Here is a 25,332-nt window from a genome sequence, read left to right as displayed (position 1 = left end):
TACGTTTTTCGATTTTATGCATGTTGACTATTGATTGTTCTTCTGTGTCCGGTTAATCAATCTTGTGCTTTTACTTCTCTACGTTTCAACAGTCTGCTAACTGCGTTTCTTGTAAGATTAATAATCTTCACGCCGTAAGATTAATAATCTTCACGCGGATGCAGTATTTGCCAATAAACTTGTAGGGGCAGGGTTTGCCTGCCCGAAAACATCCACGTGGACGCATACGGGCGGGTTAACCCCGCCCCTACATTGGCTAATTGCGCACATCATATTAATTTGTATGTGTCGCCTGGTAGAGACGATGTGCATAGAAAGGATTAATGAATGTCCGCATGCTGTAGGGGCGTATCGCATACGCCCCGAATACATTCGCGTGGATAAGTGGACGCATTCGGGCGTATGCGATACGCCCCTACATGGGATGTTTGCGAATATTCAATAAAGGATTTGTCATCCGCTTCGAATGCAGATTGTATTCAAAACCGGATTACAAATCCTTTAGGATGGTATTCCAAGCCTCCCCTTAGGGGGGAGGTTTGGAGGGGCTGTTTTTTTATTTCAGCCCGTTCACAACACCTTCATAGAACAAGTTGCGGTTCCAGCCGGAAGTCCATGGGCAGAGTTTGTTTGCCGATGACGATTCGTTCATACCCGAGAGCGAGATACCGTACTGGTTGGCTGCATCAATGATGCGGCGGTATTCCTGCATGATGAACGACAAATACTTGCCGGCATTTATCCGGTCGTCGGTAGAAACCTGGCCAGCCTGAATCAGTGTACCATCGGTATTCTCTACGCAGACACTCAGGTCTGAAATGCGTATCGGCTTGCCTGCTTCTTTCAGTCGGGTGAAGAGGGCGGTAATCTTGCTTTCATTGCTTGCCTGAATAGTTGCGTCTTTCGAGTAAACCGTGTGCAACAGGATGTTGTAGCCGTCGATGACGGTTTCGCCGTCTTCTTCATACGAGTTCACCAACGTTGTCAACTGGTCTGCCTTCGATGCCATGTCATCCGTTTGTTCGAAGGTCTGGCTTACGAAGAGTTGTACCGGAACTGCTGCCGTGTCGCGTGCCATGGCTACAGCCGTGCGGGCGAATTCCACATCGCCGCCCAAGTATTCACCGAAGTTGAATGTATTGGCATCTTGTGTCTGGCTGAGCGGTTCGCCGATGACATTCCATGTCGTTACGGCTTCGCCTCCAGCATCCATCATGCCACCAATCCATGCGTTCATATCGGCTGTCAGGATGTCTGCTTTTTCTTCGGGTGTCTTTTCGATGATGGTGTCGTCCATCTTCCAGTTCAAGGTAATGTTGTCGATGTACGCATGCCATTCTCCGGAGCCAGAGCCTACGGCAAGCGTGATTTCGGTCAGGTTTTCCATGCCTTCGGGTATCGGCATACCACCTTCGCCAAAGGGGATGTAGATAAGGCCACGTCCCCAAGCATTGTCGGGACAACCGTATGCTGCCGGACCTTTTCCTGAACTATACTCTACACCGTTGACCAGCACACGCATACCGCTTCCGTACTTGCCTTTTCCGTCTATCAGGTACATGTCCAGTGTGATGCCTGTGTAGTCTTTCAAGGTTCTGCCTGGCTGCAGTTGGACAGTGAATTGCGGATACGAATAGCTGGCAAGGCTGCTGGCTGTACCAACATGGAGCACTTTACCGCTTTCACCCGTAGGGTCGTTTTCTACGACAGACGAACTGCCGCCCGTCATCGGGTAGGTCTTGCCCAGTTCGTCGCCTTCAAAGTCGATGACGGTGGTGCCTGTACCTGCCACTTCGTAGTTCATGTAGATATTGTCCAGGTAGTAGTAGGCTTCACCTGAAGCAGTACCTACCTGCAGTTCGAATTCGGTCAGTTCAGCTAAGCTGGCGGGCAATACGAATCCTGGAGCAGTAGCGTCTTTCATCTTGATGACGGCACCGCGGTTCCATTGGTTTGGATTGCAACCTATTGTCGCCGCATTCATACCCACGTTGAACTCTTGTCCATTGATGTAGACTTTCATGCCGGCACCGTAAATGCCGTGGCTGTCTATCACTCGCATGTCAAATTCCAGGCTTACATAGTCGCCCAGCTTGCGTCCTTCGGGCAGTTTTACATTCAGTTTGGCAAATGAATAACTTGCAAATTCGTCCGCCCTGCCTACGCACAACACCTTCTTGTTCGGGTCATCCGGGTCGGTAGTTACTTCAGCACTACTGTTTCCGCTCATGGGATAAGCTGTACCTATTTCGTCCGCTTCGAAGTTGAAGAGCACGGTGCGTCCCTTCTCCGGTTCGTAAGGGATGATGGTCGGCTCGAACTGTTCGGCATAGTAGGAAGCACGTTGTCCTTGGTAGGAGGCAAGCGTTCCGCCGTATGCCGTTACGTCTGTTCCTGCAAGTGCATCCGCCAGTGTCGACATGCCGCCGAAGTCGTATGCGCCTTGGTCATTGACAGAGGTAGCAGGCATATAGGTTGTGCTGCCCACGTCTATTCCGTCGAAATTGTTGATAATGGTGCTGTAAGCCACTTCGTGTGCGGTGAAATCGCTTGGATTCAAGTTCGCCGTCAGTTTGAAAGGCGAATTGGCATCCCGGCTGATGTATGACTTCAGCACATCGAAAGTAGCCAGGTACTCGCTGCCTGCCACCTCTTCGGGTTTTTCTACCTGCAGGTTGCATTCGTACTCGTCTACGCAAGCGGTAAACAGAGCCGTCGCTACAGCGAGACCGATTAACTTATGATTGATGTATTTCATGTTCTTTTTGTTTAAATGTTAAACCTGTAGTTTTATCGTACTTCGGCATTAAAAGCCTTTCCGCCTTGTACACCGCGGGTACGGAGCACCAATGTATCTTTCGTGGCATATTGCATGCCCAAATTATGAAAGTCTACTTGATAGTCCAAGTAGAGGGCATCCCGGTCTTTACCTCCCAAGCTATTCTTTTCACCGTCTTTTATGAATTTGCCGGTTCCGCTTACTGTAATGCCATCGGTTATACTAGACAGGGTGCAATTGCCGTCTTCGCCAAAAGCAAGAGCAATGTTGTAACTGACGTTATTTCCATTCGTATCTTGAGTGGTCAATGCCAGGGTGGAACGGCTCAGGCTATTGGTAGTTAAATACACCACTTCATCGTCTTCGATATATTGTTCGTGACGTATATTCGAAGTTGTTGCGCCATTTGCCGTCATTTGATCAATGCCTCGACGTAAGTATTCACCGTGCCATTCGTTGACATATTTGATGGCATAGATAACGTAATTCTTGGGTTGCGTTGTCCAATGGTTAGAATTGGTCAGTACCGGATTCTCTACTCCTGCTGTACCTTGCAGGATAGAGTCTGCCCCTTCTACATGCAGCATCCGTAAGGGGATGGCGTAATAGTTTTCAATAGCATGTTCGTCGGCAAAGAATGCATTGGTCAATTGAACTTCCACTCCTCCGCCTATTTGACCTTCTGGGATATGAATCTGATTGGATGCCAACGTATAATACTCAGCCGGCATAGGAACTACCGGACGATTCTCGTCTATGAAGTAGAGGTTGTCACACAATGACTCGTCTACTTCGAAGTCGATGGTCACGTTTGTCGGATTGTTGTATCCTCCTCCCCATGCTGCCTTGATAGACACTTTATGCTCGTTGTCTATAGCGTTATCTGTAAATTCGTCTTCGCCCAACACCAGTGTACGCTCGGCAAACTGGTTGGCGAAGTACACGGTGCTGTAATCAAAGTTTTCGAATTCATTCGTTCCGCTTTCGCAAGAGGTTGCGATACCTCCAACAAGCAGCGAAGCCATTCCTACGTATAATAGATTCTTCTTTTTCATGTCGGTCATCTTTCTTTTTTATCATTAATGTTTACTCCCATCCTCTGTTCTGTTCCAGGTTGCTATATTTCAATATTTCTGAGTTCGGGATGGGGCTAAAATACATATAGTCCTGATATGAACGTTCTTCCACTAAAAAGCGTTGGTAAGTGTTGCCATTTTGCTGTAAACCGTAAACAGGTTCATTCAAATCCAATTTCCAACGGCGCACGTCCCAAAAGCGGGAACCTTCGAAACAAAGTTCCAAACGGCGTTCGTTATGAATCAGTTCACGCATCTGCTCCTGACTGCCTGCACAAGCTTCCAAGTAAGGGTCATCTGTACCGCCTACCCCTGCACGCTGGCGGATAGCTTTGATTACGTCGTAAGCAGAATATCCGTGACTGCCTGTACCTTTCGGTCCCCAAGCTTCATTAGCCGCTTCAGCGTAATCCAAATACATTTCCGTGTATCGGATACGTGGCGTGTAATGTGGCTGGTTGGTAGAAGCAGCCGGGTCAAGATTTACGTCCCAACGCATGCGCTTCTTCATATAGTAACCGGTACGGGTAGAACGGTTTTCTGTTACATTGATACCGTCCGTATTGCCATCGGTGATATTGATGGTGACACTTTTCTCACTAATACTGCTTCCGTTGTAGATGATATACTTGTCTAAACGAGGGTCACGGTTGGCATACGGATTGTTGGCGTCGTAACCGCTGCGGGCATCGTCTACCGGATAGCCGTTTGCCATTGGAAAGGCATCCACTAAATTCTGTGATGGGTTCATATATCCTGTTCCATATAAGCTTGGTGGAAAATTCTGAGTTTCTTGTGTATTGCTTCCTCCATCTTTATTGGTTCTCCAAAGTATTTCAGCAGGATTAACTCCATCGCCGATGGCGTTGGTAATCGTAGGTGAATAATATTCGATACCGTCCGAAGCCAGTCCACTTATGCCACCTTTGTAATCAATCACTTCTGCTGCAGCATTTGCCGCATCCTCCCATGTTGTGTTATTGGCTGCGTCTTGATACAAGGGGCTTGCAGCCAGAATTAACATACGGGCACGGAAAGCACGGGCAACCAATCCATTAAATAGTCCACGTGCTTTGCTTCCCATTACATTATTATAATTACTTACATCAGTTGCAATGTCTTGGAATTGTGCTGGGATAGCTGATACGTCTTCATATTCCAACGGTAACAATTCTTCTGCCCGCTGCAAATCGCTATTGATTTGCTCTACACATGCCTGAAAAGAAGCACGTGGTTGGTTGAAATCGGCATCGGATACTTGGTAAGTCAGGAACAGGGGCACACCTAACAGTTCACCACTTGTTCCAAAACCGGCATGGGCACGCATCAGGTAGTAGTAGAACATACCGCGCAATCCGTAAGCTTCACCTTCCAGGCGACGGGCGAAGAGGGCATTTTGTTCTTCATTCGTCGACCAAGTTACGTTAGGTGCGTGAAGCAAATACAAATGAATGTACTGAATGGCATTGTAAGCATTGGTCCATTGGCTCAAGGGATTGTATGAGGTATTGGTCCAGGCACCCGTTGCCATTTGCAGGAATTGATTGGTCGGCTGGTTGGTTACCGCATCATCGGTAGCATATTCACTATTGTCGTAACAATCTGGAACTTGACTATATACCGTATGCAAGATTCCACGCATATATTCCTGGTCTTCATACATCTGCTCCGGATTTTGGTGATTCTCAATGGCCGGTTCAAACAGGTCATCGCAAGCAGACAGGGTCAGTGCAGTTGCTATGAATAATATGAGTTTCTTTTTCATGTCTTCTCTGTTAATAATTAATAGTTGATAATTAATAATTTATGCAATATTCTCATTATTAATTATTCATTAAAACGAAGCTTTGAAGCCTACGTAATAAGCACGGCAGTTAGGAACACCCGTACTCAGTTCCAGATGTTCGCGTTCTTTCGAAATGGTCAGCAGACTGGTACCACCACAATATACGCTCAACCCTTTTACGAACGGTAATTTCTTGAACGGCTCTTTGGCAAAGTCGTAAGTCAGTTGAACCTGGTTCAGGTTGAAGTAGTTGCGTTTGTACATCCAGAAGGTTGAGTTCTGATAGTTGTTTGTACCGTCTCCCGTGGTCAGGCGCGGATAAGTGGCAACATCTTTGGTTTCTTCCGTCCAGCGTCCCCATACCACTTCGGAGAACTTGCTGGTACCGCGGTTCCAGTAGTAAGCACTGCTCTTCATATCCACCGAGCCGGTCTGTCCCGCACCCATGGCGAAGAGCGACCAGTTCTTGTACTTCAAGGTCAGGTTCAGACCGAAAGAGAAAGGAGCGGCAGCCCAACCGTTTTTGCCCAATTCTACCTGGTCTTTGCTGTCGATGACGTTATCGCCGTTGATGTCCTTGTATTTTAAGTCACCCGGACGTACCGTACCACCGAAAGTTTGGGTAGCGTGGTTGTCAATATCCGCCTGGTCGTTGAAGAAACCTTCGCAGATGTAACCGTAGTACACATCCAGCGGTCTGCCTGCACGGTATTGGTAATCTTCTTCGTACACTTCGTCACGCACCATGGCAGTAGATGTAAATACCATGCCGCTGAAGCCCAATCCTACTTCGAAGTCACCGAATTTCTTGTTGGCTTGCAATGAGAAGTCAAACCCACTGCGGCGGTCTTCATTGTAGTTAATCCAGGGCAAGAATGAATTGTTAGTACCTACGTTGTACCACGAAGGATAAAGGGTAGAAGCTCCTTGCGTTAGCAAGCCTTTAGTATCATTGCGGAAATAATTAGCATTGATATGTAATAACTTATCAAACAAGGTGGCATCTAAACCTACGCGGAATTCTTCGCGGGTAATGAAATCTAAATCAGGATTGTTTCCAAGAATGGAAGTTGGAACCCAACCGCCTGCAGTACCATCGTGCCATTGTACATAGTGTCCTCCTCTTTCGCCGTCTTTGGTGAATGAACCTTGATACATATAATAGCTTTCAATATCCAGATCTTGGTGGAGTTTGGCATACGAAGCGGTAATCATCAGGTCATCAATCCAGTCTACGTTGTCGGCAAGGAAGTTTTCCTTGCTCAATCGCCAGCCTAAAGTAACCGAAGGTGAGAAAGCATTGCGGTTCCCTTCCGGCAGTTTTGCCGAGTGGATAACGGCACCGCTGAAGTCTACGTAGTACTTGTGGTCGTAGTTGTAGGCGGCACGCAAGCCTAAGTTGACGTTACTGGTGCGGTGGTAATCGCTACTTTCATGACTTTCATCGGCAGAACTTTGGGTCTGGTAACCCCAACCCAACAAGGTAGCCGACACGTTGTGGTACTTGGCAAAGGTGTTGTTGTAATCGAACTGTGCACTGAACTGCATGGTCTGGTCGTACATGGATTTGCCTACGTATTCGTTAGGGTCTTTTTTATCGATGTTGTGCTGCGTCAGGGCAACAATCATGTCCTTGCCGTTCACTTGTGCCCAGGTTGGTTCATATACCGCATAAGTGGCATTAAAGGCTTCTGAATAATATGAGGTATAGTCCACACTGTAAGCGGTCTTGAACGACAAGCCTTTCAGGATGGAACTTAAGTCTGCCTGCAAAGCCACATCGAACATAAACATACGTGCCTTTTCCTTCACGTAGCCGGCTGCCAACAAGTTAGCGAACGGGTTGGTCTGGTCGGTGGAGGTACCGCCCAAGAGGTATTTGCCGTCTATCAGATGGTCGCTGTTTGCAATATAACTTTGGATGCTTTCCGAGTTGGGGTCCATCATGTCGATGGGCAACAGGGGTGAGAACCAGTTGGGGCGCAGGGTTCCTGCAGTAGTCCAGAAACTGTTTTCGTTAGTACCTCTACCCCGGTATTGATTGGTGTAGACCACAGCTGCGTTGGTGGTGGCTTTCAACCACGATGCCAATTGCATGTCTACGTTACCACGTACATTAAAACGTAAATCGTAGTTGTTCTTGGCTTCGCCGTATTTCACCAGATCGTTGTTGTAGTCCATGCCGAAGTTCAGGTAATAGTGCGTACGTTCGTTACCACCCGAGATTTCACCGGTTACGTCCACGTTGTTGTACGCCTTCCGGATATAGTCTGAACTGTAAAAGTCGATGTCCGGATACCGGTAGGGGTTGGTTCCCATGGCGGTGTGGTAGATGGTTGAAGCATCGTAACGTTCGGCGATACCATCGTTGCGGCAGGCTTCGTTGTACAGGGTCATGTAGCAGTCGGCATCCAGATACTTGGGCAGCGACTTGGGTACAAATACGTTGGTATTGGCACGCACGTCAATCTGCATCGGTCCTTCTTTGCCTCGTTTGGTGGTAATCAGAATCACCCCTTTCGAAGCACGGCTACCGTAAAGTACTACGGCGGCGGCATCCTTCATGATGGAGATGCTTTCCACTTCCGAAGCGCGGATGTTGCTGGCGTCGCGGGGTACACCGTCTACCAGCACCAAGGCTTCCTGTCCCCAAATGTTGCCGGTATAGCCCCCGATGTAACTGTCCAAGCCTATCAGGCTGTTCGAGCTGTTTACTTTCTTCAGCAGTTCGGATGTGTTCAGGGTAGCGACGGCTTGTGTCACGTCTTCCCGCTTCATTGTTCCGAAAGCCACGTTTACCAGGCTGTCGGCAGTTTCTTCCTGTGCCTGCAAACCCGTAGCCGGGAAGAGGGCGAGAGCCGAAACCGCATAGCCTATATATAGATACTTTCTTTTCATTGTTTGTGTGTTTTAGTTTATTCGTTTGTTCGTTTTTAAGTTTGTTGATATCGCTGGGATTCAAAAACTTAAAGCCTTAAAAACTTAAGAATCTAAAAATCTAAGAACTTAAAAACTTAAGAACTTAAAAACTTAAGAACTCAAGAACTTAAGAACTTAAAAACTCAAGAACTTAAATCATTACCATCCCGGATTCTGGTTAAATCCTTCATACATTTGCGTGTCATCACGAAGGAGTGGATACCAGTAATGGCGGTCGGTGTAGTTGCGTTCCAACAAGGTTACCTCGCGCAAGTTACGGATGGCATTTTCTTCCGGTGCGTCGTAGTTGTAGTTGTCGGGGTCTGCACGGTCGAATTCAATCTTGGTCTTCAATGTATACGGACGTTGGGTCAGTAACATCCAGCGGCGCAGGTCCATGAAACGGAAGCCTTCGAATGCCAGTTCTACGGCACGTTCGCGGCGTACTTCGCTCAAGAAAGTTTCGGTGCTGGTCAGGAACTGCGGCAATACATGTTCCACTCCGGCACGGTCGCGGATAACATTCAATGCTTGTTCTGCTGTCAAAGAATAGGTGCTTGCCTTGCCTTGTGGGCTACCATAACCTACGGCAGCAGCTTCGGCATACATCATATAGACATCCGCCAAACGCATTAAATTCAATACCATAATGTTGTTTTCCTTGTAACCGTCGGTGGTATTCATCAGTTGCGGACAAAGTTTCATGTTCATATAGCCGGTAAAGCAACCTTTGTTTGGGTTAACTTCTTCACTTTCCCTTCCTCCAGTGAATAATTCTACCGAACCTCCGGCACCTCCGCTGCTGCGGTATTGCACGCCATCGAACATAATCACCTTGTAGAAACGTGGGTCTCTGCCTTTCCAAGGATGGGTTGGGTCATAACCTGATTCTGCATCAGCCTGGGTAATATCCTCAGGAAGCGGATAACCGTTCTGCATACCGAAGTAATTGACATAATTGGCTGTAGGAAATACCTTGATACCAGAGGTCTCGATACTTTGCGGCCGGAAATCATTGATCATATTCCATCGCCAACGTGCATCATAATCCTGAAGATTTTCCTGGAAAATCGCTTCGTTTACGCCATTTAACTTACCTCCTGAATTATGTACCAAGAAAATGTCGTTGTATTCATCTATAGATGCTAATTGGTAACGGCCTGTCGATTCGGTCAAAGCCAAGGCTTCTCCCAAAGCTTCTGCACCGCGTTGGCACAATTCTTGGTTGTATTCACGGCTGCCACCTGAAGCCCAGTTCATCAGTGGACTGCCTGCCCACAGCAGGGTTTTACCTTTGTAGGCAAGGCACATGATTTTATTGATGCGCATGTTGTTTCTGCCTAACGTTACTTTACCCACCGTCGTATCATCCCAGTCAATGGGCAACAGTTCTTCGGCATGTTCAAAGTCTGCCACACATTTTTCGGCACATTCCTGCCAAGTTAAGCGCGGTAGAGTTGGGTTTACATCAGGTGGCAATACGGTATCAATGTAAGGCATGCCACCCCACCATTCCATAATCATGAAATGAAACCAGGCACGGAAGAAATAAAGTTGTCCTTCTATCAAATCACGTTCTTCCTGTGTAGCACCGGTCAATACGCCCAAATTGGCGATACCTTCGTTGCATTTCCGGATACCATACCATGCATTGGTCCATAAGTCGCCTTTGTCGCGACGGGTTGTTGTACCAGCAGACCCACCACTACGCGGATATCCGTAATAGGCACTCGTCCATCCCCAAAAGTCACCGTTGTCCACGTTCAATGATTGCAAGCGGGTTTCTTGCGGTTCCCAGTATTCATCTTCTCCGTAATTAAAACAGGTATGGTATTCGCTATTCGATACCACAGGGATGCAGTTATACAATTCTTCTACGAAGCCTTGGAAGTTCGTAAAGTTCTTGTAGGGGTCGGTAGCTTCATATTCTGTTTCAGGTGCTTTGTCCAGATAATCGGTACACGAGGTCGTACCCACTGTACCGGCTACGGCAAATGCAGACATCAGAACGAATTTACTGATATATTTATTCATAGTTGTTACTCCTTATTATAATTATAGGTTAATCTCGATGCCAAGGTTGAAACGGCGTACAGTGGGGTAAGCCCCGTCACTCGAACTGTATCCGGTATTCGACTCACGGTCATCGGGCATGTCGGTCCACATATACAGGTTATCGCCGTTCAGGTACAGGCGGGCAGAGTCGATGCCGGCTTTCTTCAGCCAGTTTCCTTTGAAGGTATATGAAATTTCCACATTCTTCAAGCGGATGTACGAACCGTCGTACCAATAACGGGTTCCATTAGCGGCTGTATTAACAGTTGTCCCCCAACGCGGAGTAGGAAGGGTTGCAGTGCCTCCCGGTGTCCAGTAGTCTCCTTCTACGTATGCCACGTGGGCGGTAGAACGGAAGGTCGGGAAGTTGATTTCACGGGTTACGTTATTAACTCCGTAGAACTGAGCATAGACGCTGAATCCTTTCCATTCCCAACCGGCAGATAGGCTGTAGGTGTTTTGCGGGATGGAAGAATATTGGTAAGGCGCACTATCGTTGGTATCAATGACACCATCGCCATTGAAGTCTACGATGTTGTAGTCGCCCGGCAGTTTGTTGTCATTGTCTGTAGTCCACGCGGTACTGCCGATGACATCGTCCCACGTAGCGAGGTTGCCTTGGTCAATATACGAATAGACTTGGTCGAGCGCATGACCTTCAGCCCGCTGATAAGCAGGTTTCAAGGCTGGGTCGTCACGGAACTTCACTTCGTTGACTGCATGGGTCATGTTGGCGTTCATGTAAGCGCGCATGCCGTTGGGGAAAGTTTTGTTCAGGCGCAACTCCAGTTCATAACCGTGGCTGTTTACTTTACCCAAATTGGCAGGAGGCGGTGTGGTACCGAAGTAAGAGGGTATAGAACGGTCGTTGCCATTAATCAGAATATCGGTACGGGTATCATTGAACACATCCACCGAACCGGCAATCAAGCCGCCGAAGAAGGCATAATCCAAACCGATATTGCGTTTTTCTACGGTTTCCCACGAGATATCCGGATTGCCTAATCTCGAAATCTGCCAGAAAGTATAAGGAGAAGCACTTGGGCTGACACTACCCATCATGACATTGCCCGAGTTAGTAATTTGGTCACGGTATAAGAAGCGGTTACTCATGCTAAAGCGTTGCCAAGGCTGTACGTAAGAGTCATCACCCACGCGTCCCCATGAGGCACGGATTTTCAGCATATCGAATACTTTCAGTTTCTTCATAAATTTCTCTTCGCTCAGCATCCAACCTACAGACAGCGAAGGGAAGAAATCAAACCGATAGCCGGGACCGAATTTTTCGGAACCGTTGTAAGCACCGTTGGCTTCGAAGAAATAACGCAAGTTGTAGTTATAAGTCAAACGGAACACCCAGTCTTCGCGGAAAATGGAGAATACGCTTCCTTGTGCTTCTTTCAATCGGCTGAACAAAGCCAATGCTGTCACCTCGTGCTTGCCAAAAGTACGGGCATAGTCCAGCTGAAGCTGGTAATACAATTTGCGATAAGTTGAGTTGATATCCGCGCTACCAGCTTGCGTAGTCCAGTAAATCGGATTTTCCACCTTGTCCAGACCTGTTCCTGAATCAGGGTCAAACTTATAGCTTATTTCACCGGTATCAGGGTCTACCCACATCTGCTGCGCATCGTTATACATATCACTGATACCCCGTTTGTTTTCTACGAATGTATAGTCCATGGAGAACATAGCTTTGAATTTCAGACCAGGGGTAACAAATTTCAAGTCTTGGTCTAAGATAAAGTCGGTATTGATTTTTGTGGTAGTGCGCTTTTCGCTACCGCTGGTTGCCAATATACGGGCCGAGTTGGGCACATCGGCGTCACGTAAAGCATACCATCCCCACATGCCGTTGGAGTAAACCGGACGCATGGCATCGGGAGCCGACTTATAGGCAGAAGCCCAATAACTGGCATCATTGTCTGCCATCTCCCAAGGAATCTTACGCTGGGCATTCGAACCAAAGAGGTTGGTTGAGAACTTGGTGGTCTTGGTCAGGGTAAAGTCCAAGTTGCTGCGCACGTTAATACGATTATAGCCGAATCCGGAGTTATAGCCACGGCCGTTCTCGAAGTTCTTGAACAAGTCACCTTCGTTGGTAAAGTCGGCTGCGGCAAAGTATTTCACCACATCAGTACCACCTGATACGTTCACGCTGGTATTGTAAGCGAATGCTGCTTTCTTGAAGAGGTAGTCTTCCCAGTCTACGTTGGGATAACGGTCCCATTCCTCAGCATTGGCGGGGTAGCGGTATTTATGTATAATGGCGGGATTGGTATAATTTGCCCAACCATTAGGGTTGATGGCTGCCTCGCGCTCGATGGAATTGTTCATCAGGTAGAAAGTATCATAAGCATCGTACTTTTCCGGCAGTTTAGATACAACTTTAGCGGTCATGTTCGCCTTGACCTGTACGTTTGCTTTTCCTTCCTGTCCGCGTTTGGTGGTAATCAGGATGACACCATTGGCGCCCTTCACACCATAGACTGCCGTAGCAGAGGCATCCTTCAGTACGGAGATGCTGGCTACGGACGAAATGTCGACCGAATTCATTTCACGTTCTACACCATCTACCAGCACGAGCGGTGCGCTGTTGTTCCACGAACTCTTTGTGCGGATGATGATTTCGGGGTCTTCTTCGCCCGGCATACCCGTAGAGGCGGAGGTGATGACGCCCGGCAGGTTACCGGTCAGGGCAGCACCGAGGCTGGTCACACCGGTACGTTCGAGTACTTTGCCGGTGGTTTGGGTGATAGAACCTACCACACTTGCCTTTTTCTGCTGGCCATAACCTACCACCACTACCTCTTCCAACACTTTCGAGTCGTCTTCGAGGGTGATGGTCATGGTGCCGTGAGGCTTTACTTTTACTTCTTGCGTCTTCATACCGATGTATGAAATCACAAGTACTGACTTTTCGTTGGGAACTGTCAGTTGGAACCGTCCGTCAAGGTCGGAGATGGTGCCTAGGTTTTTTTCTCCTTTCACCACAATCGACGCACCGATGACTGTCTCACCATTCCCGTCCAATATCACACCTTCCACCGGAACACCCTGTTGTGCCCACGCCGGAAGCCAGCTGACTAACATCAGCAAGAACAGGAAAGGAATCTTTCGAATGTTTCTTTTGTTTTCCATTTGTTTTTTGTTAGTTTAAAGTTACACACTAAAAATACGCTCATACACATTCATGCTTTGCGGAAATGCCGGGCAAACACGCCTGCCGTGTGTTTGAAAGCAGTTGTTTTTCATTTCCTGCCATTGCCTCAAAGCGGTTGTGGAACAATGTTCCTCCGACGGCTTTATCCGTCGCTGTAATAATCTTGGTTCATGGTACATTGGTTTTAGTTTAATGAAGTTGAAATACCATCGTTGCCGTAAAGGGAAAATAAGCACGTTGAATGCGTGGTATTTTTCCTGCATATTACTACAACATTTTACGCAAAGTTACGGATTGCGTTTCAGACGGGGATTAATGTATAGGTTTCATTGATTCTTGCTTGTTCCTACGCGTACACTGATGTAACATAATCGTTCATCCATGTAACATCGCCGGGATGTTACCTGTAAAAAACTTAAATGGTTCTGTGAATTTTGACAGAAATCGGGCTTTTGTGTGAAAAAACAAATATCTTTGTAATAAAAAACAAAGTAAATGAAAAGCATACTGACATTCTTGTTCTTAGTGCTGGCTCAGGTTCTTCTTGCGCAGAATACGAATTTCCTGGATAAGAAACAAATAGACTGCCAGGAAATCAAGGCTTGTTGTCAAGACCGTCACAATTTTTTGTGGTTCGGTACAGATAAAGGTTTGCGCCGGTTTGACGGTACGCAGTTTGTTGCCTATTATCACAATGATGCCGATTCTACTTCGTTGGCGAGTAATAATGTCATGGCTTTGTTGATTGACCGTGAGCAACGGTTGTGGGTGGGAACGAACGACGGCTTGCAGCGTTATGTACCTGAAAAGGATTGTTTTCAGACAGTGCGTTTGCATGATGCGAGTATCGGAGGTTACATCACAAGTATCATTGAGCGGAAAAACGGAGAAATTCTGTTTGTGGTCTCGGGAATGGGGCTGTTCCGGTTGGATGCGGATGCTATGGTGGGATATAAGGTCGTGACCCTGAATGAGGGGTATCATCCGCGTTACCTGTATAATTTGTTCGAAGACAGCCGGCAGCGTTTGTGGCTGGGAACGGATAGGGAAGGTGTGATATGTGTGGATGGGGAAACTAAAAAGGAAAAGTTATATGCTTTGCCGCCTATCAGTGTGAAAGGTATGCTGGAAGACAGGCACGGGTGCTTGTATGTTGTAACTAAATATACTGTTTATAAATGGGATGCTGCAGGCGACCGGTTTCGTCCCTTGCCTTACCGCGGAACGAAAACCGACTTTACCTTTAACCGTGTGTTGCTGACTGCTGACGGTACGATTGTGATAGGAACAGGCGGAGATGGCTTGATGCAGATTGTGAATGGGAGCGAGGAGATAACAGACAGTTCCTTATACAATCCGTTCGTTGACGCCAATCGTGTCCGTGTGTCTTTTTTATTCGAAGACAAGCTGCAGAACCTGTGGATAGGGTGCCAGTATCAGGGATTGTTGATGTTGCCGAATACTCCCATGCCTTTTCTGTTTATGGATAAACCGGTGCGGTTTGAAAACGTGTCGGGAAAGATTGCAGCTTTGTTTTGTGACAAGGAAGGAACTCTATGGTGCTCGATAGAAAATGATGGTATTTACCGGCTTGACAGCGAGGGGAACACACAAGATTATATACCTGTGGCACATACTGCTGGAGCGATGTTTGAAGACAGTTCTGGTACGTTTTGGGTAGGCGTGAACGGTCAGGGCCTTTATACGTTGGACCGGAGTACGATGCGGCTGCAATTGCGGTATCCTGTTGAGGGTGATTATGTTATCAGTAGCATCATAGAAGACGGACAGAAGAACCTGTATGCTTCTGTGATGGGACTGGGAGTGTTGCACTACCGCTTGTCGACGGGAGAATTTCGCATGTATGGTTACCAGACGCCACTAACGCGTCGTGAAGAGCTGGTGAACTTTTGGATTACCTCTCTTTGCTGCGATTCGGGAGGAAGAATATGGGCAGGTCACCACGGTGGCGTAAGTTGTTATGATACGCGTCAGCAGACTTTTTTGAGATTGCCTTTCAGAGAATGGGTAAGAGTAAGTACTTATTGTGTTACGGAGGCGAAAGATCATAAAATCTGGCTGGGAATGCAAAAGGGACTGTTGTGTTACGATCCGGAATCGGGCAAATATGAAATGTTTACGGTGAAGCAGGGCTTGCCTGACAATATTGTCCAGGCAGTGGTGGAGGACGAAAACGGTGGAATATGGTGCAGTACCGCTCAAGGCATTGCCCATATCGCTTCCGGTACTCGGAAAGTAACGAGCTATTATACAGGTAATGGACTGGAAGATAAGGTGTATTTGAGCGGATGTCGTGCGCAATGTAAGAGTGGGACTATCTATTTCGGGGGTGAAAAAGGGATTACTTGTTTCAATCCGAATGACATTCGTCCAGTCAGACAGGACAAGGCTCCTTGTATTACGGAGATGTTTATCCGTAACCAGAAAGTAACCTTGCAGACTTGTTCGGGAGGAAATCCGGTGGTAGACCGGAGCATTGTTGAGGCTGATCGTTTTCATCTTTCTGCCGCAGATAATAATTTTGCATTTCATGTGTCGACAATGAATTTCCGTGACGAACGGAACGTTATTTATGAATATCGTATGGAAGAACTTGAACCGATGTGGAACCAGACCCGTCCGGGGGAAGGAAGAATTCAGTATACCTATTTGTCTCCCGGTACCTATACCTTGGAAATACGGGCTTGTGAGGACGGTATGTTTTCACCGGTCAAGTCGGTACAGGTGTGTATTGCTCCACCTTGGTATTGGAGTACTGTCGCCAAACTGGTCTATACCTTATTTATAATAGGGGTCGGTTACTTGTTGTATATTGCGGCAAGACGGAAGCGCCGTGAAGAAATCGGGGAAATGAAACTTCAGTTTTTCATTAATATAGCGCATGAAATACGTTCTCCGCTTACCCTTATGACTTCTCCGCTGGAAAAGCTTTTGAAAAAAGACAACGATGCTGATACGAACAAGTCACTTCAGACAATCAAATATAATACCAACCGTATCTTGAACCTGCTGAACCAGTTGCTTGACATACGGCGCATAGACAAGGGGCAAATGATTATCCGTTGTGTGGAAACCGATATGCAGGCTTTTATCAATGAATTGCTGGACGTGTTTTCGGAACAGGCGAAACAGAAAGACATCCGGCTGGAGGCAGAATTTGCCGAACGCTTGCCGAAAGTATGGATAGACCCGAATAATTTCGATAAAGTGTTGGTGAATCTGTTGACAAATGCACTGAAGTACACTCCCAGTGGCGGTACGGTGGAGGTGTGTGTGAAAGTGGGTCACGATGTGCATGAATCGGGTGCGTTGCAGGATTATATGGAGATTTCCATATCGGATACGGGCAAAGGACTGAGTGAAAAGGAACTGAAGAAGATATTCGAACGTTTTTATCAGGGAGGTGCCAATCAGGCTACCACACCGTTAGGCTTCGGTATTGGCTTGAACCTGTGCCAGTCGTTGGTAAAGTTACATCATGGGGTGATTTTTGCCGAGAATCGGAAAGAGGTGAAAGGAAGCCGTTTTGTGGTTCGCCTGCCTTTGGGATGCAAGCATTTGCGGAAAGAAGAGTTGGCAAGTTCGGAAGAAACTGTTCCTTATGCGGTGAGGGAAGAGGTGAAGCCTGAATATGATTGGCATGTAGAAACAGAAAAGGGAGAAAAAAGCCGGACCAATTACCATGTGCTTGTAATAGACGATGATGATGATTTGCGTAAGTTTTTGGTTGACAGTCTGTCGGTATATTATCGTGTGGATACAGCCATCAATGGTATGGATGGACTGAAGAAGGCTATTACCAAGCAACCTGATATTGTCATATCGGATGTGATGATGCCCGCAATGGATGGTATCCAGATGCTGAAGGAACTGAAAAAGAATGTCAATACCAATCATATTCCCGTGATTCTGCTTACATCGAAAACCGAATTTGCCAATCGGATAGAAGGATTGGAACAAGGAGCGGATGCTTATTTGGGCAAACCTTTCAGTGTGGAAGAATTATATACCCTCATTGGTAATCTGATAGCCAACCGTATCCGTTTGAAAGGTAAATATTCGGGCAGTTCGACCCAGGAGGGGAAAAGAATGCCAATCGTCTTGCAGAGTAACGATGAAGTGTTGATGGAACGCATTATGAAGGTAATCAATAAAAACTTGAATAATCCGATGCTCAGTGTGGAGATGCTGACGCAGGAAGTGGGAATGAGCCGTACACATTTGCATCGCCGTATTAAGGGAATGACGGGGTTGACTCCCAGTGATTTCATCCGTAATATCCGTTTGATTCAGGCAGCGGAGTTGTTGAAGAAGAAAGACATTACGGTAACCCAGGTGGCTTATACGGTGGGCTTCAGCAGCCAGACTCATTTTTCGAGTGCATTTAAGAAAATGTATGGAATCTCTCCTACTGAATATAAGGAGGCAAATGAGGAATAAAAATAGTTGAGGGTGTATCAAAATGAAAGCCGATTTCTATTTTGATACACCCTCTCAGAGCCCGTTTAAGGAGTTAGTTTAAAAGTTCTTTTACTTTTGCCGATATGGCACGGCCTTCAGCAAGTCCGGCAAGCTCTTTGGTGGCTACTCCCATTACTTTGCCCATATCCTTACCGCTGGTGGCACCTGTACGGGCAATGATGTCTTTCAGTCTGGCTTCCAGTTCTTCTGCCGAAAGCTGTTTGGGGAGATAGGCTTCGATAACACGTACTTGTGCCATCTCTTCTTCAGCCAGTTCGGGACGGTCAGCTTCTGTATAACTTGCAGCCGAATCTTTGCCCTGTTTTACCAACTTCTGCATCAGTTTCAGTGCCGTTTCATCGCTTAGTGTGTCGTTGGCTCCCGGAGCGGTTTTTGCTTCGAGGAATACTTTCTTTACGTTGCGCAAGGTTTCCAGTCTCACCTTGTCTTTTGCCTTCATGGCTTCTTTGATATCATTGCTGATTTGTTCGAATAAATCCATAGTGTATGATGTTTTTAATTGGTTGTTTTTTAGGTACTAGGAACTAGGTGTCAGGTACTAGGTATTAGATACATTTTAGAACCTATGTCAGCCAGTACCTGATACCTGGTACCCAAAACCTAGTACCTAACTAAAGGTAATCATCGTTGAGCCGTTTTCGTTCAGCTGCGGTTTCTGTACCAGACTTTCACTGTCGGTAGCGCGCTGGCGGATGTTATCGAGAACGGTTTTCGAACGTTTGTACGTCGGAGTGGTGTCTACGATGCTGATTACATCATCATTGTCCAAATCGTCTTGTGTGAAGATGTAATACTTGTAGTTGCCCTTCTTTCTGTCGTTCCGGCGTTCATTGGTATAGTAATCGTCCCGGCGTTTTTCTTTTATCTGCCGGATGCGTTCTTCTTCTTCGTGTCTTTTCTGTTCTTCAGCAGTACGTTTCTTGTTCAGTGCATCGTCCATACCCGGGATGTCCTTGATGCCGAATCCTGTGGCAAGGATGGTGAATTTAACTTTGCTTTCCAGGCTGTCGTCGATGTAAAGTCCCCATTTGGTTTCTACATCATCGCCAAATCGGCTCATGAACTCGTGCACTTCGTTCATCTCTTCCATCATCAGGTCGCTGTTTGTGCTGTACGAGATGTTGAACAATACTTTCTTAGAATTGAAGATATCGTTGTTGTTCAGCAACGGCGAATGCAGCGCATCGTTGATGGCTTGGGTAACACGTCCTTCGCCTGAGCCGTAACCGGTACTCATCAAGGCAACACCGCCGTCTTTCAATACCGTCTTTACGTCGTTGAAGTCCAGGTTGATTTTGCCTCGGATGGTGATGATTTCGGCTATACTCTTGGCTGCTACCGAGAGGGTATCATCGGCTTTGGCAAAGGCATTCATTACGCTGAGGTCGGAATACACGTCGCGCAGACGTTCGTTGTTGATGACCAGCAGGGCATCGACGTGTTTGCTCATTTCTTCCACACCATCCAGTGCCTGGTCGATTTTCTTGTTACCTTCGAACAGGAAAGGAATGGTGACAATGCCCACTGTCAGGATGCCCATGTCTTTGGCGGTCTTGGCAATGATGGGGGCGGCTCCGGTACCTGTACCACCGCCCATTCCGGCAGTGATGAAAGCCATTTTACAACCGTCGTTCAGCATGCTTTCGATGTCTTTCATGCTTTCTTCGGCTGCGGCTTTGGCACGTTCGGGACGGTTTCCGGCTCCCAAGCCTTCTCTGCCCAATTGCAGCTTGATGGGGACAGGTGACTCGTTGAGTGCCTGATTGTCTGTATTGCATACCACGAACGTAACGTCATGGATTCCTTCTCTATACATGTGGTTGACTGCGTTTCCGCCACCACCTCCTACACCAATCACCTTGATGATGCTGGGTGTACCACCGTTCGAAAAGTCGAACGGCATAATCGTTTCGTCAGACATATCTTTGGGTTTTTTTTAAGTTCTTACGTTTGTCAGTTTTCTCCTTTCATCATTTCGTCCGCTTCGGTTTTCAAGAAATTAAACAGTTTCTTGAACGGCGTATTTTCCGATTTCTGCTTGTTTATGGTCTGATACAAGTCATCCAGTTCTGCTTCTTTATCAGCCACTTTTAGGCTTTTCGCCTCTTCCAGTTTATTAAGGGCGTCTTTGTATTTCTTGCGTTCTGCCAGTCGTTTGGCTTCGCTTATCAATGCTTCACATTCGCGCAAACGTTTTTGGGCACGTTCCTGTTCCTGACGGATGCGTTCTGCTTCCAGTTGCTTTTTGCGTTCTTCTTCCTCTTTCTTTCTGCGTTCTTCCTCTTCTTTACGTTTGCGCTCTTCTTCGGCTTTCTTTTGGACCTCGTCTTCTTCTTCTTGCTGCTGAATCCAGCTCAGCTGACTTTTGTGCGGGTCTATCTTGCAGCAGTTGTCTTTGCCTGCAGCCAGCAGTCCGATGAGGGTGTTTTGTGAACCGTTAGGCGTGATGTCCTGATGGTCATCCGTCAGTTCGATGTTTCCGGTTTGTGCGATGCGTATCTTGTCTATCTTGGTGACTGTTATGAATGCTTTGTTCAGGTTAGGCAGTTGCGAGGCTCCTCCCGTCAGGATAATGCCTGCGTGCAGTTCGTTGCTATAACCCGATAGCTTGATTTGATTCCATACGTTTTCCAGTATTTCGAGGGTACGGGCTTCCACGATGTCTTCCAGTTTGCGGGCACGGATGGAGCATCGGCCGTCGATGGCATATTCCTGGTTGATATCTTCTTCTTCCGACGGTTCGGTATAGGCACTGGCGTAACGCAGTTTCAGTTGTTCGGCGTCTTCTTCTTCGATTTGCAGACTGGCGATGTCTTTGGTTATGTTGTTGCTTCCCAGCGGGATTACGGCAAGGTGACGCAAAATGTTGTTCTTGTATACAGATACGGTGGTTGTGTCGGCACCAAGGTCGACCAAAGCGCATCCCGAACGTTTTTCACTTGCTGTCAGCACGATGTTGGCAGTTACAATGGGTGAAAGCAGGTAGTCCGCCACTTCATATCCCGCCTGGCGGACACACTGGCGGATGTTGCTCCGTAAGGTGTTACGCCCGATGATGTTCACATAGTGTGCTTCGATATGTTCCGTCGGGATACCTACGGGTTCGGTAGTGAGTTGGTTGCCCACTTTATATTCTTGAGGTTCGACAGCCAGCATTTCCTGGTCCATCAGGGCCATTTCGCGGTTGTTCTTCATCAGCTCGTCTATCAGCGCCTGCGAGATTTTCACTTCGGTATCCAGTTGTTTGGTCTCGGTATTGCGGATGCTCCGGAGCGACTGTCCACCAATGCCTACATAGACTTTCTTGATGGAGGCTTGCAACTGTTCTTCCAGCTTGCCGATGACAGAGGCAAGACATTGTGTGGTCTTGTCCAGGTTGTAGATAATGCCTTTCCGGATGCAATCAGAAGAGTGTTCGCTGGCGTATGCGAGGATGTGAATGCTTCCGTCGGCATTCTTCTTGCCTGCAACGCCGGTGATTTTGCTTGATCCCAGTTCAATCGCTGCTATAAAATCTGTTACTGCCATATCTTACTTCTCTTTTTTTGTACAAATAATCTGGTTATTAAACTCTACACTTATCCGTTCGTATTTGTTCCATCCTACTTGGCTAAGCGCTTCTGTATAGAACGTCTGCAATTTACGGAATTTTTCTTGATAATCCTCGGCTTTTCCCAAAAAGAGTATCTGGTTGCCTACGCGGGGCACCAGTTCCAGTTCTTGCCGGGGAGTGACATTGATTTGTTCAATCTGTGCATTCCAGAATGCGTCCGTCTGTAAGTATTTGCCCAACTGGTACAATTGGTCTTGCGCAAATTTGCGGTCGATGAATCCGGTTGCCACAGCTACATGCACTGGCTTGCCCGATACCGGCAGGATTTGTCCGGCATGGTCCAGATAATATGTGTCGCCGTTGTTGCTCATCACACGCAGCAGGGGGATGCGCTGGTAGATGTCGATGGCAACCTTTCCACTTGAAGTCAGGTAACACTCTGCTTCGGCAATGAATGGCTGGTGTGATAAGGCTTCTTCCAGCTGGCGTATGTTGATTTTGTCCAAGGGCTTGTCGGCAGGCGACAGGCCTTTCCGTTTCAGGAGGGCATTGACGTCCTTCAGTGTGATGAAATCGTAGTCGATGCTGTCTTTTATGGTCAATTCTATGCCTCTGCAAACCTGTCCGGCGGGTTTGGCATTAAACAAGGTGACCGCTACAGCCAAGTAAGCGGAGACCACCAGCAGCACGCAGAGTATAAGAATTCGTTTCATCATCGGTCTTTCAGTATTTCGTAAATTTGTGGAACATAATTGTCTATATCACCGGCTCCCAGTGTGATGAGGACGTCCAGTTTCTTGTTTCGCAAGGTATCCAGCAGGTCTTCCTTATGGCACAGGCTCTTTTCGATACCAGGACGCAAGTGGTCGTAAATCAGCCGGCTGCTTACTCCTGCTATCGGTTCTTCGCGGGCCGGATAGATATCGAGCAGGATAACTTCGTCCAGCAAGGACAGGCTGTCGGCAAAATCTTTATAAAAGTCTCGCGTGCGTGTGTACAGATGGGGTTGGAATACTGCCGTTATTTTCCGGTCGGGGTACAGCATCCGCATGGAGTACACACTCTGACGTATTTCTGCCGGATGGTGGGCATAGTCGCTCAAAAAAACTATCCGGTCATTTTTCAGCTTGAAGTCGAACCGGCGGTCTACACCTCTGAATCCGGGCATAGCGGCTCTTATCTCGTCTGCAGTAGCTCCGGCTATCTGTGCCAGTGCCATGGCTGCAATGCCGTTTTCGATATTCACATAGACGGGGACTCCCAGCCGGATCCCGTTGATGTTGCCCAAGGGTGATACATAGTCGAATGTGATTTCTCCGTTGTCGGTATGGATGTTTGTAGCATGGAAATCTCCTTCGTTTGTGGCATAGGTATAGACAGTCACTCCCGGCTGTACGTCTGGAGTCAGGTCGATGCCTTTCTTCACTATGAGATAACCGTCGGGACGGATAAGGGATGTATATTTACGGAAACTTTCTACATAGGCTGCATGGTCGCCGTAGATGTCCAGGTGGTCGGAGTCGGTGGCGGTAATTACACTGGCATACGGAGTGAGCCAGTGGAACGAACGGTCGAACTCGTCGGCCTCGATAACGACGAAATCGCTCGTATCCGATAGCAGCAGGTTGGTGCCGTAGTTTTTCGAGATACCTCCCAAAAAGGCATTACAACCCACGTGTGAATGGTCGAGCAGGTAGGCAGCTAAGGTTGAAGTTGTTGTTTTACCATGGGTACCTGCCACACACAGTCCTCTTTCGGTACGGGTGAGCATACCCAATACTTGTGCACGTTTTTGTACTTCGAAACCCTGCTGGCGGAAAAAGGTCAGTTCTTTGTGCTCGGCAGGGATGGCTGGAGTATATACCACCAGTGTAGTCTGTGCATCCAGAAAGTCTTGGGAGATTCCTTCCACGTTGTCTTCATAGTGGATGGAGGCTCCTTCTTCTTCCAGTTTCCGGGTCAGTTCGGTCGGGGTACGGTCGTAACCGCCCACTGTCTTGCCTTTCGACAGGAAGTAGCGTACCAGGGCACTCATCCCGATACCTCCGGCTCCGATAAAATATACTGCTTTCAGTGTATTAACGTCCATGTTCTTTTCTGTATGTTGCTGCCAGCTTCCACACTTCTCCGGCAATTACGTTTGCCGAATCCTTGAAAGCCAGTTTGGCGATGTTCGTACTCAGTTTGTTCAAGGTGTCAGGTTGCTGTACCGTTGCGATGGCGGTATCCAGCAATTTCACACCTGCCTCTGCATCTTTTACATACAGGGCGGCTTCTTTGTTCACCAGTGCCAGTGCATTTTTGGTCTGATGGTCTTCTGCCACGTTGGGTGATGGTACCAGGATGACCGGTTTGCCCAGCAGGCAAAGTTCGGAGATGGAGCCGGCTCCTGCCCGACTGATGACCAGGTCGGCGGCACGGTAGGCTGCTGCCATGTCTGCAATGAAGTCGGTGGTGTGCAGCATCGGCAGTTCGCCGGCACGGGACACCGCCGCACGCGCTTCGCTGATGTATATTTTTCCGGTTTGCCAGATGAACTGTACTCCCGATTGTCTGATTTTGTCCAGTCCCTGCATCACGCAGTTGTTGATGGTGCGTGCGCCCAGGCTTCCGCCGATAATCAGGACGGTTTTCTTTGCCGGGTCGAGCTGGAACGAGCGTACGGCATCTTCGCGGCTCATGTTATGCTGGAGCAGTCCTTGGCGTACGGGGTTTCCTGTCAGTATAATTTTTTCCTTGTCGAAAAAGCGTTCCATTCCTTCGTAGGCGACACATATCTTGGATGCCTGCTTTGCCAGCAGCTTGTTGGTGACGCCGGCATACGAGTTCTGTTCCTGAATCAGGGTAGGGATGCCCATCATGCCAGCCACTTTCAATGTCGGTCCGCTGGCGTATCCTCCCACGCCTACCGCCACATCGGGCTGGAATGCCTTTACTATCCGGCGTGCCTTCAGCTGGCTGCGCATCAGTTTGATGAGCACACTGATATTGCGCAACAGGTGTTTGCGGTCGAATCCTGCCACGGGCAGGCCGATGATTTCATATCCTGCTGCAGGTACACGCTGCATTTCCATGCGTCCTTCGGCACCTACAAACAGTATCTTGGCATCGGGGTGCTGTAGCCTGATGGCATTGGCTATGGATACCGCCGGAAAAATGTGTCCGCCGGTTCCTCCTCCGCTGATAATCACTCTTAGACTCTCTTTCATGTTTCACTTTGTATTTTCCTGCAAATTTAGGAATAAACTTGTAAACTATTTATGCCTTTTCCGAAATTATTTATACCTAATTTTGCAGAATGCTTGCTGGGACGTTGTGGAGGGGATTGGAAGCCGAAAATGCGAGTCTCTACTGCCGGCTGAAGGTGTGCTTTTAGGGTGAATGGGGCATCGGGAGCTGCTGTTCTGCACAAGATATGCAGAAGCATTTTCGTATGTAAGGTAGTTTCGGAAGGGGTTCAGTGCGCTGAAACTTTGGTTTTAGTGCACTGAAACTGAA

General features: G+C 47.7%; 13 protein-coding genes. 1 reads left to right on the top strand and 12 read right to left on the bottom strand.

Annotation, left to right across the window (positions count from 1 at the left end):
* Positions 1–556: 556 nt before the first annotated feature.
* The 6 genes from B5G04_RS00720 to B5G04_RS00695 form a co-directional block, all read right to left on the bottom strand.
* The gene (locus B5G04_RS00720; protein ID WP_087395136.1) at positions 557–2,758 is read right to left on the bottom strand and encodes an endo-1,4-beta-xylanase; all 2,202 of its coding nucleotides are present in this window, start codon (positions 2,756–2,758) and stop codon (positions 557–559) included.
* A gap of 32 nt (positions 2,759–2,790) precedes the next feature.
* The gene (locus B5G04_RS00715) at positions 2,791–3,834 is read right to left on the bottom strand and encodes a DUF5627 domain-containing protein (protein WP_204244694.1); all 1,044 of its coding nucleotides are present in this window, start codon (positions 3,832–3,834) and stop codon (positions 2,791–2,793) included.
* 31 nt (positions 3,835–3,865) lie between these two features.
* Entirely contained in the window at positions 3,866–5,620 is a 1,755-nt protein-coding gene (locus tag B5G04_RS00710; RefSeq protein ID WP_087395129.1) for a RagB/SusD family nutrient uptake outer membrane protein, read from the bottom strand.
* 69 nt (positions 5,621–5,689) lie between these two features.
* Positions 5,690–8,539 (bottom strand): SusC/RagA family TonB-linked outer membrane protein, encoded by a 2,850-nt coding sequence (locus tag B5G04_RS00705; protein WP_087248606.1) that lies wholly within the window; start codon positions 8,537–8,539, stop codon positions 5,690–5,692.
* Positions 8,540–8,719: 180 nt separating this feature from the next.
* On the bottom strand, positions 8,720–10,594 hold the full coding sequence (locus B5G04_RS00700; protein WP_087248608.1) for a RagB/SusD family nutrient uptake outer membrane protein: 1,875 nt from the start codon (positions 10,592–10,594) through the stop codon (positions 8,720–8,722).
* 21 nt (positions 10,595–10,615) lie between these two features.
* The gene (locus tag B5G04_RS00695) at positions 10,616–13,756 is read right to left on the bottom strand and encodes a TonB-dependent receptor (RefSeq protein ID WP_087248610.1); all 3,141 of its coding nucleotides are present in this window, start codon (positions 13,754–13,756) and stop codon (positions 10,616–10,618) included.
* A gap of 517 nt (positions 13,757–14,273) precedes the next feature.
* Between B5G04_RS00695 and B5G04_RS00690 the strand changes: the two genes are divergently transcribed.
* The gene (locus B5G04_RS00690; RefSeq protein WP_087248612.1) at positions 14,274–18,239 is read left to right on the top strand and encodes a hybrid sensor histidine kinase/response regulator transcription factor; all 3,966 of its coding nucleotides are present in this window, start codon (positions 14,274–14,276) and stop codon (positions 18,237–18,239) included.
* 73 nt (positions 18,240–18,312) lie between these two features.
* Here the strand turns inward: B5G04_RS00690 and B5G04_RS00685 are convergent, their stop codons facing one another.
* From B5G04_RS00685 to murG, 6 genes are all read right to left on the bottom strand, one after another.
* A complete protein-coding gene (locus tag B5G04_RS00685) occupies positions 18,313–18,762 on the bottom strand; it encodes a GatB/YqeY domain-containing protein (protein ID WP_087395126.1) in 450 nt (149 codons plus the stop codon).
* 126 nt (positions 18,763–18,888) lie between these two features.
* Entirely contained in the window at positions 18,889–20,202 is a 1,314-nt protein-coding gene (gene ftsZ / locus B5G04_RS00680; RefSeq protein WP_022038903.1) for a cell division protein FtsZ, read from the bottom strand.
* Positions 20,203–20,234: 32 nt separating this feature from the next.
* A complete protein-coding gene (gene ftsA, locus B5G04_RS00675; protein WP_087248614.1) occupies positions 20,235–21,809 on the bottom strand; it encodes a cell division protein FtsA in 1,575 nt (524 codons plus the stop codon).
* Positions 21,810–21,812: 3 nt separating this feature from the next.
* On the bottom strand, positions 21,813–22,550 hold the full coding sequence (locus B5G04_RS00670; protein ID WP_087210477.1) for a cell division protein FtsQ/DivIB: 738 nt from the start codon (positions 22,548–22,550) through the stop codon (positions 21,813–21,815).
* Positions 22,547–23,923 carry a UDP-N-acetylmuramate--L-alanine ligase gene (gene murC / locus B5G04_RS00665; RefSeq protein ID WP_087248616.1) on the bottom strand — a complete coding sequence of 459 codons (1,377 nt, stop codon included), beginning with the start codon at positions 23,921–23,923 and terminating at the stop codon, positions 22,547–22,549. Before murC ends, B5G04_RS00670 begins: the two co-directional genes overlap by 4 nt.
* Entirely contained in the window at positions 23,913–25,043 is a 1,131-nt protein-coding gene (gene murG / locus B5G04_RS00660; protein WP_022038907.1) for an undecaprenyldiphospho-muramoylpentapeptide beta-N-acetylglucosaminyltransferase, read from the bottom strand. Before murG ends, murC begins: the two co-directional genes overlap by 11 nt.
* Positions 25,044–25,332 lie beyond the last annotated feature (289 nt).

It is taken from the genome of Bacteroides sp. An51A, assembly GCF_002161565.1.
GTDB lineage: Bacteria > Bacteroidota > Bacteroidia > Bacteroidales > Bacteroidaceae > Phocaeicola > Phocaeicola intestinalis.
Note: the sequence above shows the minus strand (reverse complement) of the source record. Positions and strands in the feature narration are given on the sequence as shown.

Bases quoted from the DNA above. Each gene is read 5' to 3' on its own strand.
- B5G04_RS00715 (WP_204244694.1), bottom strand. From the start codon at position 3,834: ATGAAAAAGAAGAATCTATTATACGTAGGAATGGCTTCGCTGCTTGTT.
- B5G04_RS00720 (WP_087395136.1), bottom strand. From the start codon at position 2,758: ATGAAATACATCAATCATAAGTTAATCGGTCTCGCTGTAGCGACGGCT.
- murC (WP_087248616.1), bottom strand. From the start codon at position 23,923: ATGGACGTTAATACACTGAAAGCAGTATATTTTATCGGAGCCGGAGGT.
- murG (WP_022038907.1), bottom strand. From the start codon at position 25,043: ATGAAAGAGAGTCTAAGAGTGATTATCAGCGGAGGAGGAACCGGCGGA.
- ftsZ (WP_022038903.1), bottom strand. From the start codon at position 20,202: ATGTCTGACGAAACGATTATGCCGTTCGACTTTTCGAACGGTGGTACA.
- B5G04_RS00705 (WP_087248606.1), bottom strand. From the start codon at position 8,539: ATGAAAAGAAAGTATCTATATATAGGCTATGCGGTTTCGGCTCTCGCC.
- B5G04_RS00695 (WP_087248610.1), bottom strand. From the start codon at position 13,756: ATGGAAAACAAAAGAAACATTCGAAAGATTCCTTTCCTGTTCTTGCTG.
- B5G04_RS00700 (WP_087248608.1), bottom strand. From the start codon at position 10,594: ATGAATAAATATATCAGTAAATTCGTTCTGATGTCTGCATTTGCCGTA.
- B5G04_RS00690 (WP_087248612.1), top strand. From the start codon at position 14,274: ATGAAAAGCATACTGACATTCTTGTTCTTAGTGCTGGCTCAGGTTCTT.
- B5G04_RS00670 (WP_087210477.1), bottom strand. From the start codon at position 22,550: ATGATGAAACGAATTCTTATACTCTGCGTGCTGCTGGTGGTCTCCGCT.
- B5G04_RS00710 (WP_087395129.1), bottom strand. From the start codon at position 5,620: ATGAAAAAGAAACTCATATTATTCATAGCAACTGCACTGACCCTGTCT.
- B5G04_RS00685 (WP_087395126.1), bottom strand. From the start codon at position 18,762: ATGGATTTATTCGAACAAATCAGCAATGATATCAAAGAAGCCATGAAG.
- ftsA (WP_087248614.1), bottom strand. From the start codon at position 21,809: ATGGCAGTAACAGATTTTATAGCAGCGATTGAACTGGGATCAAGCAAA.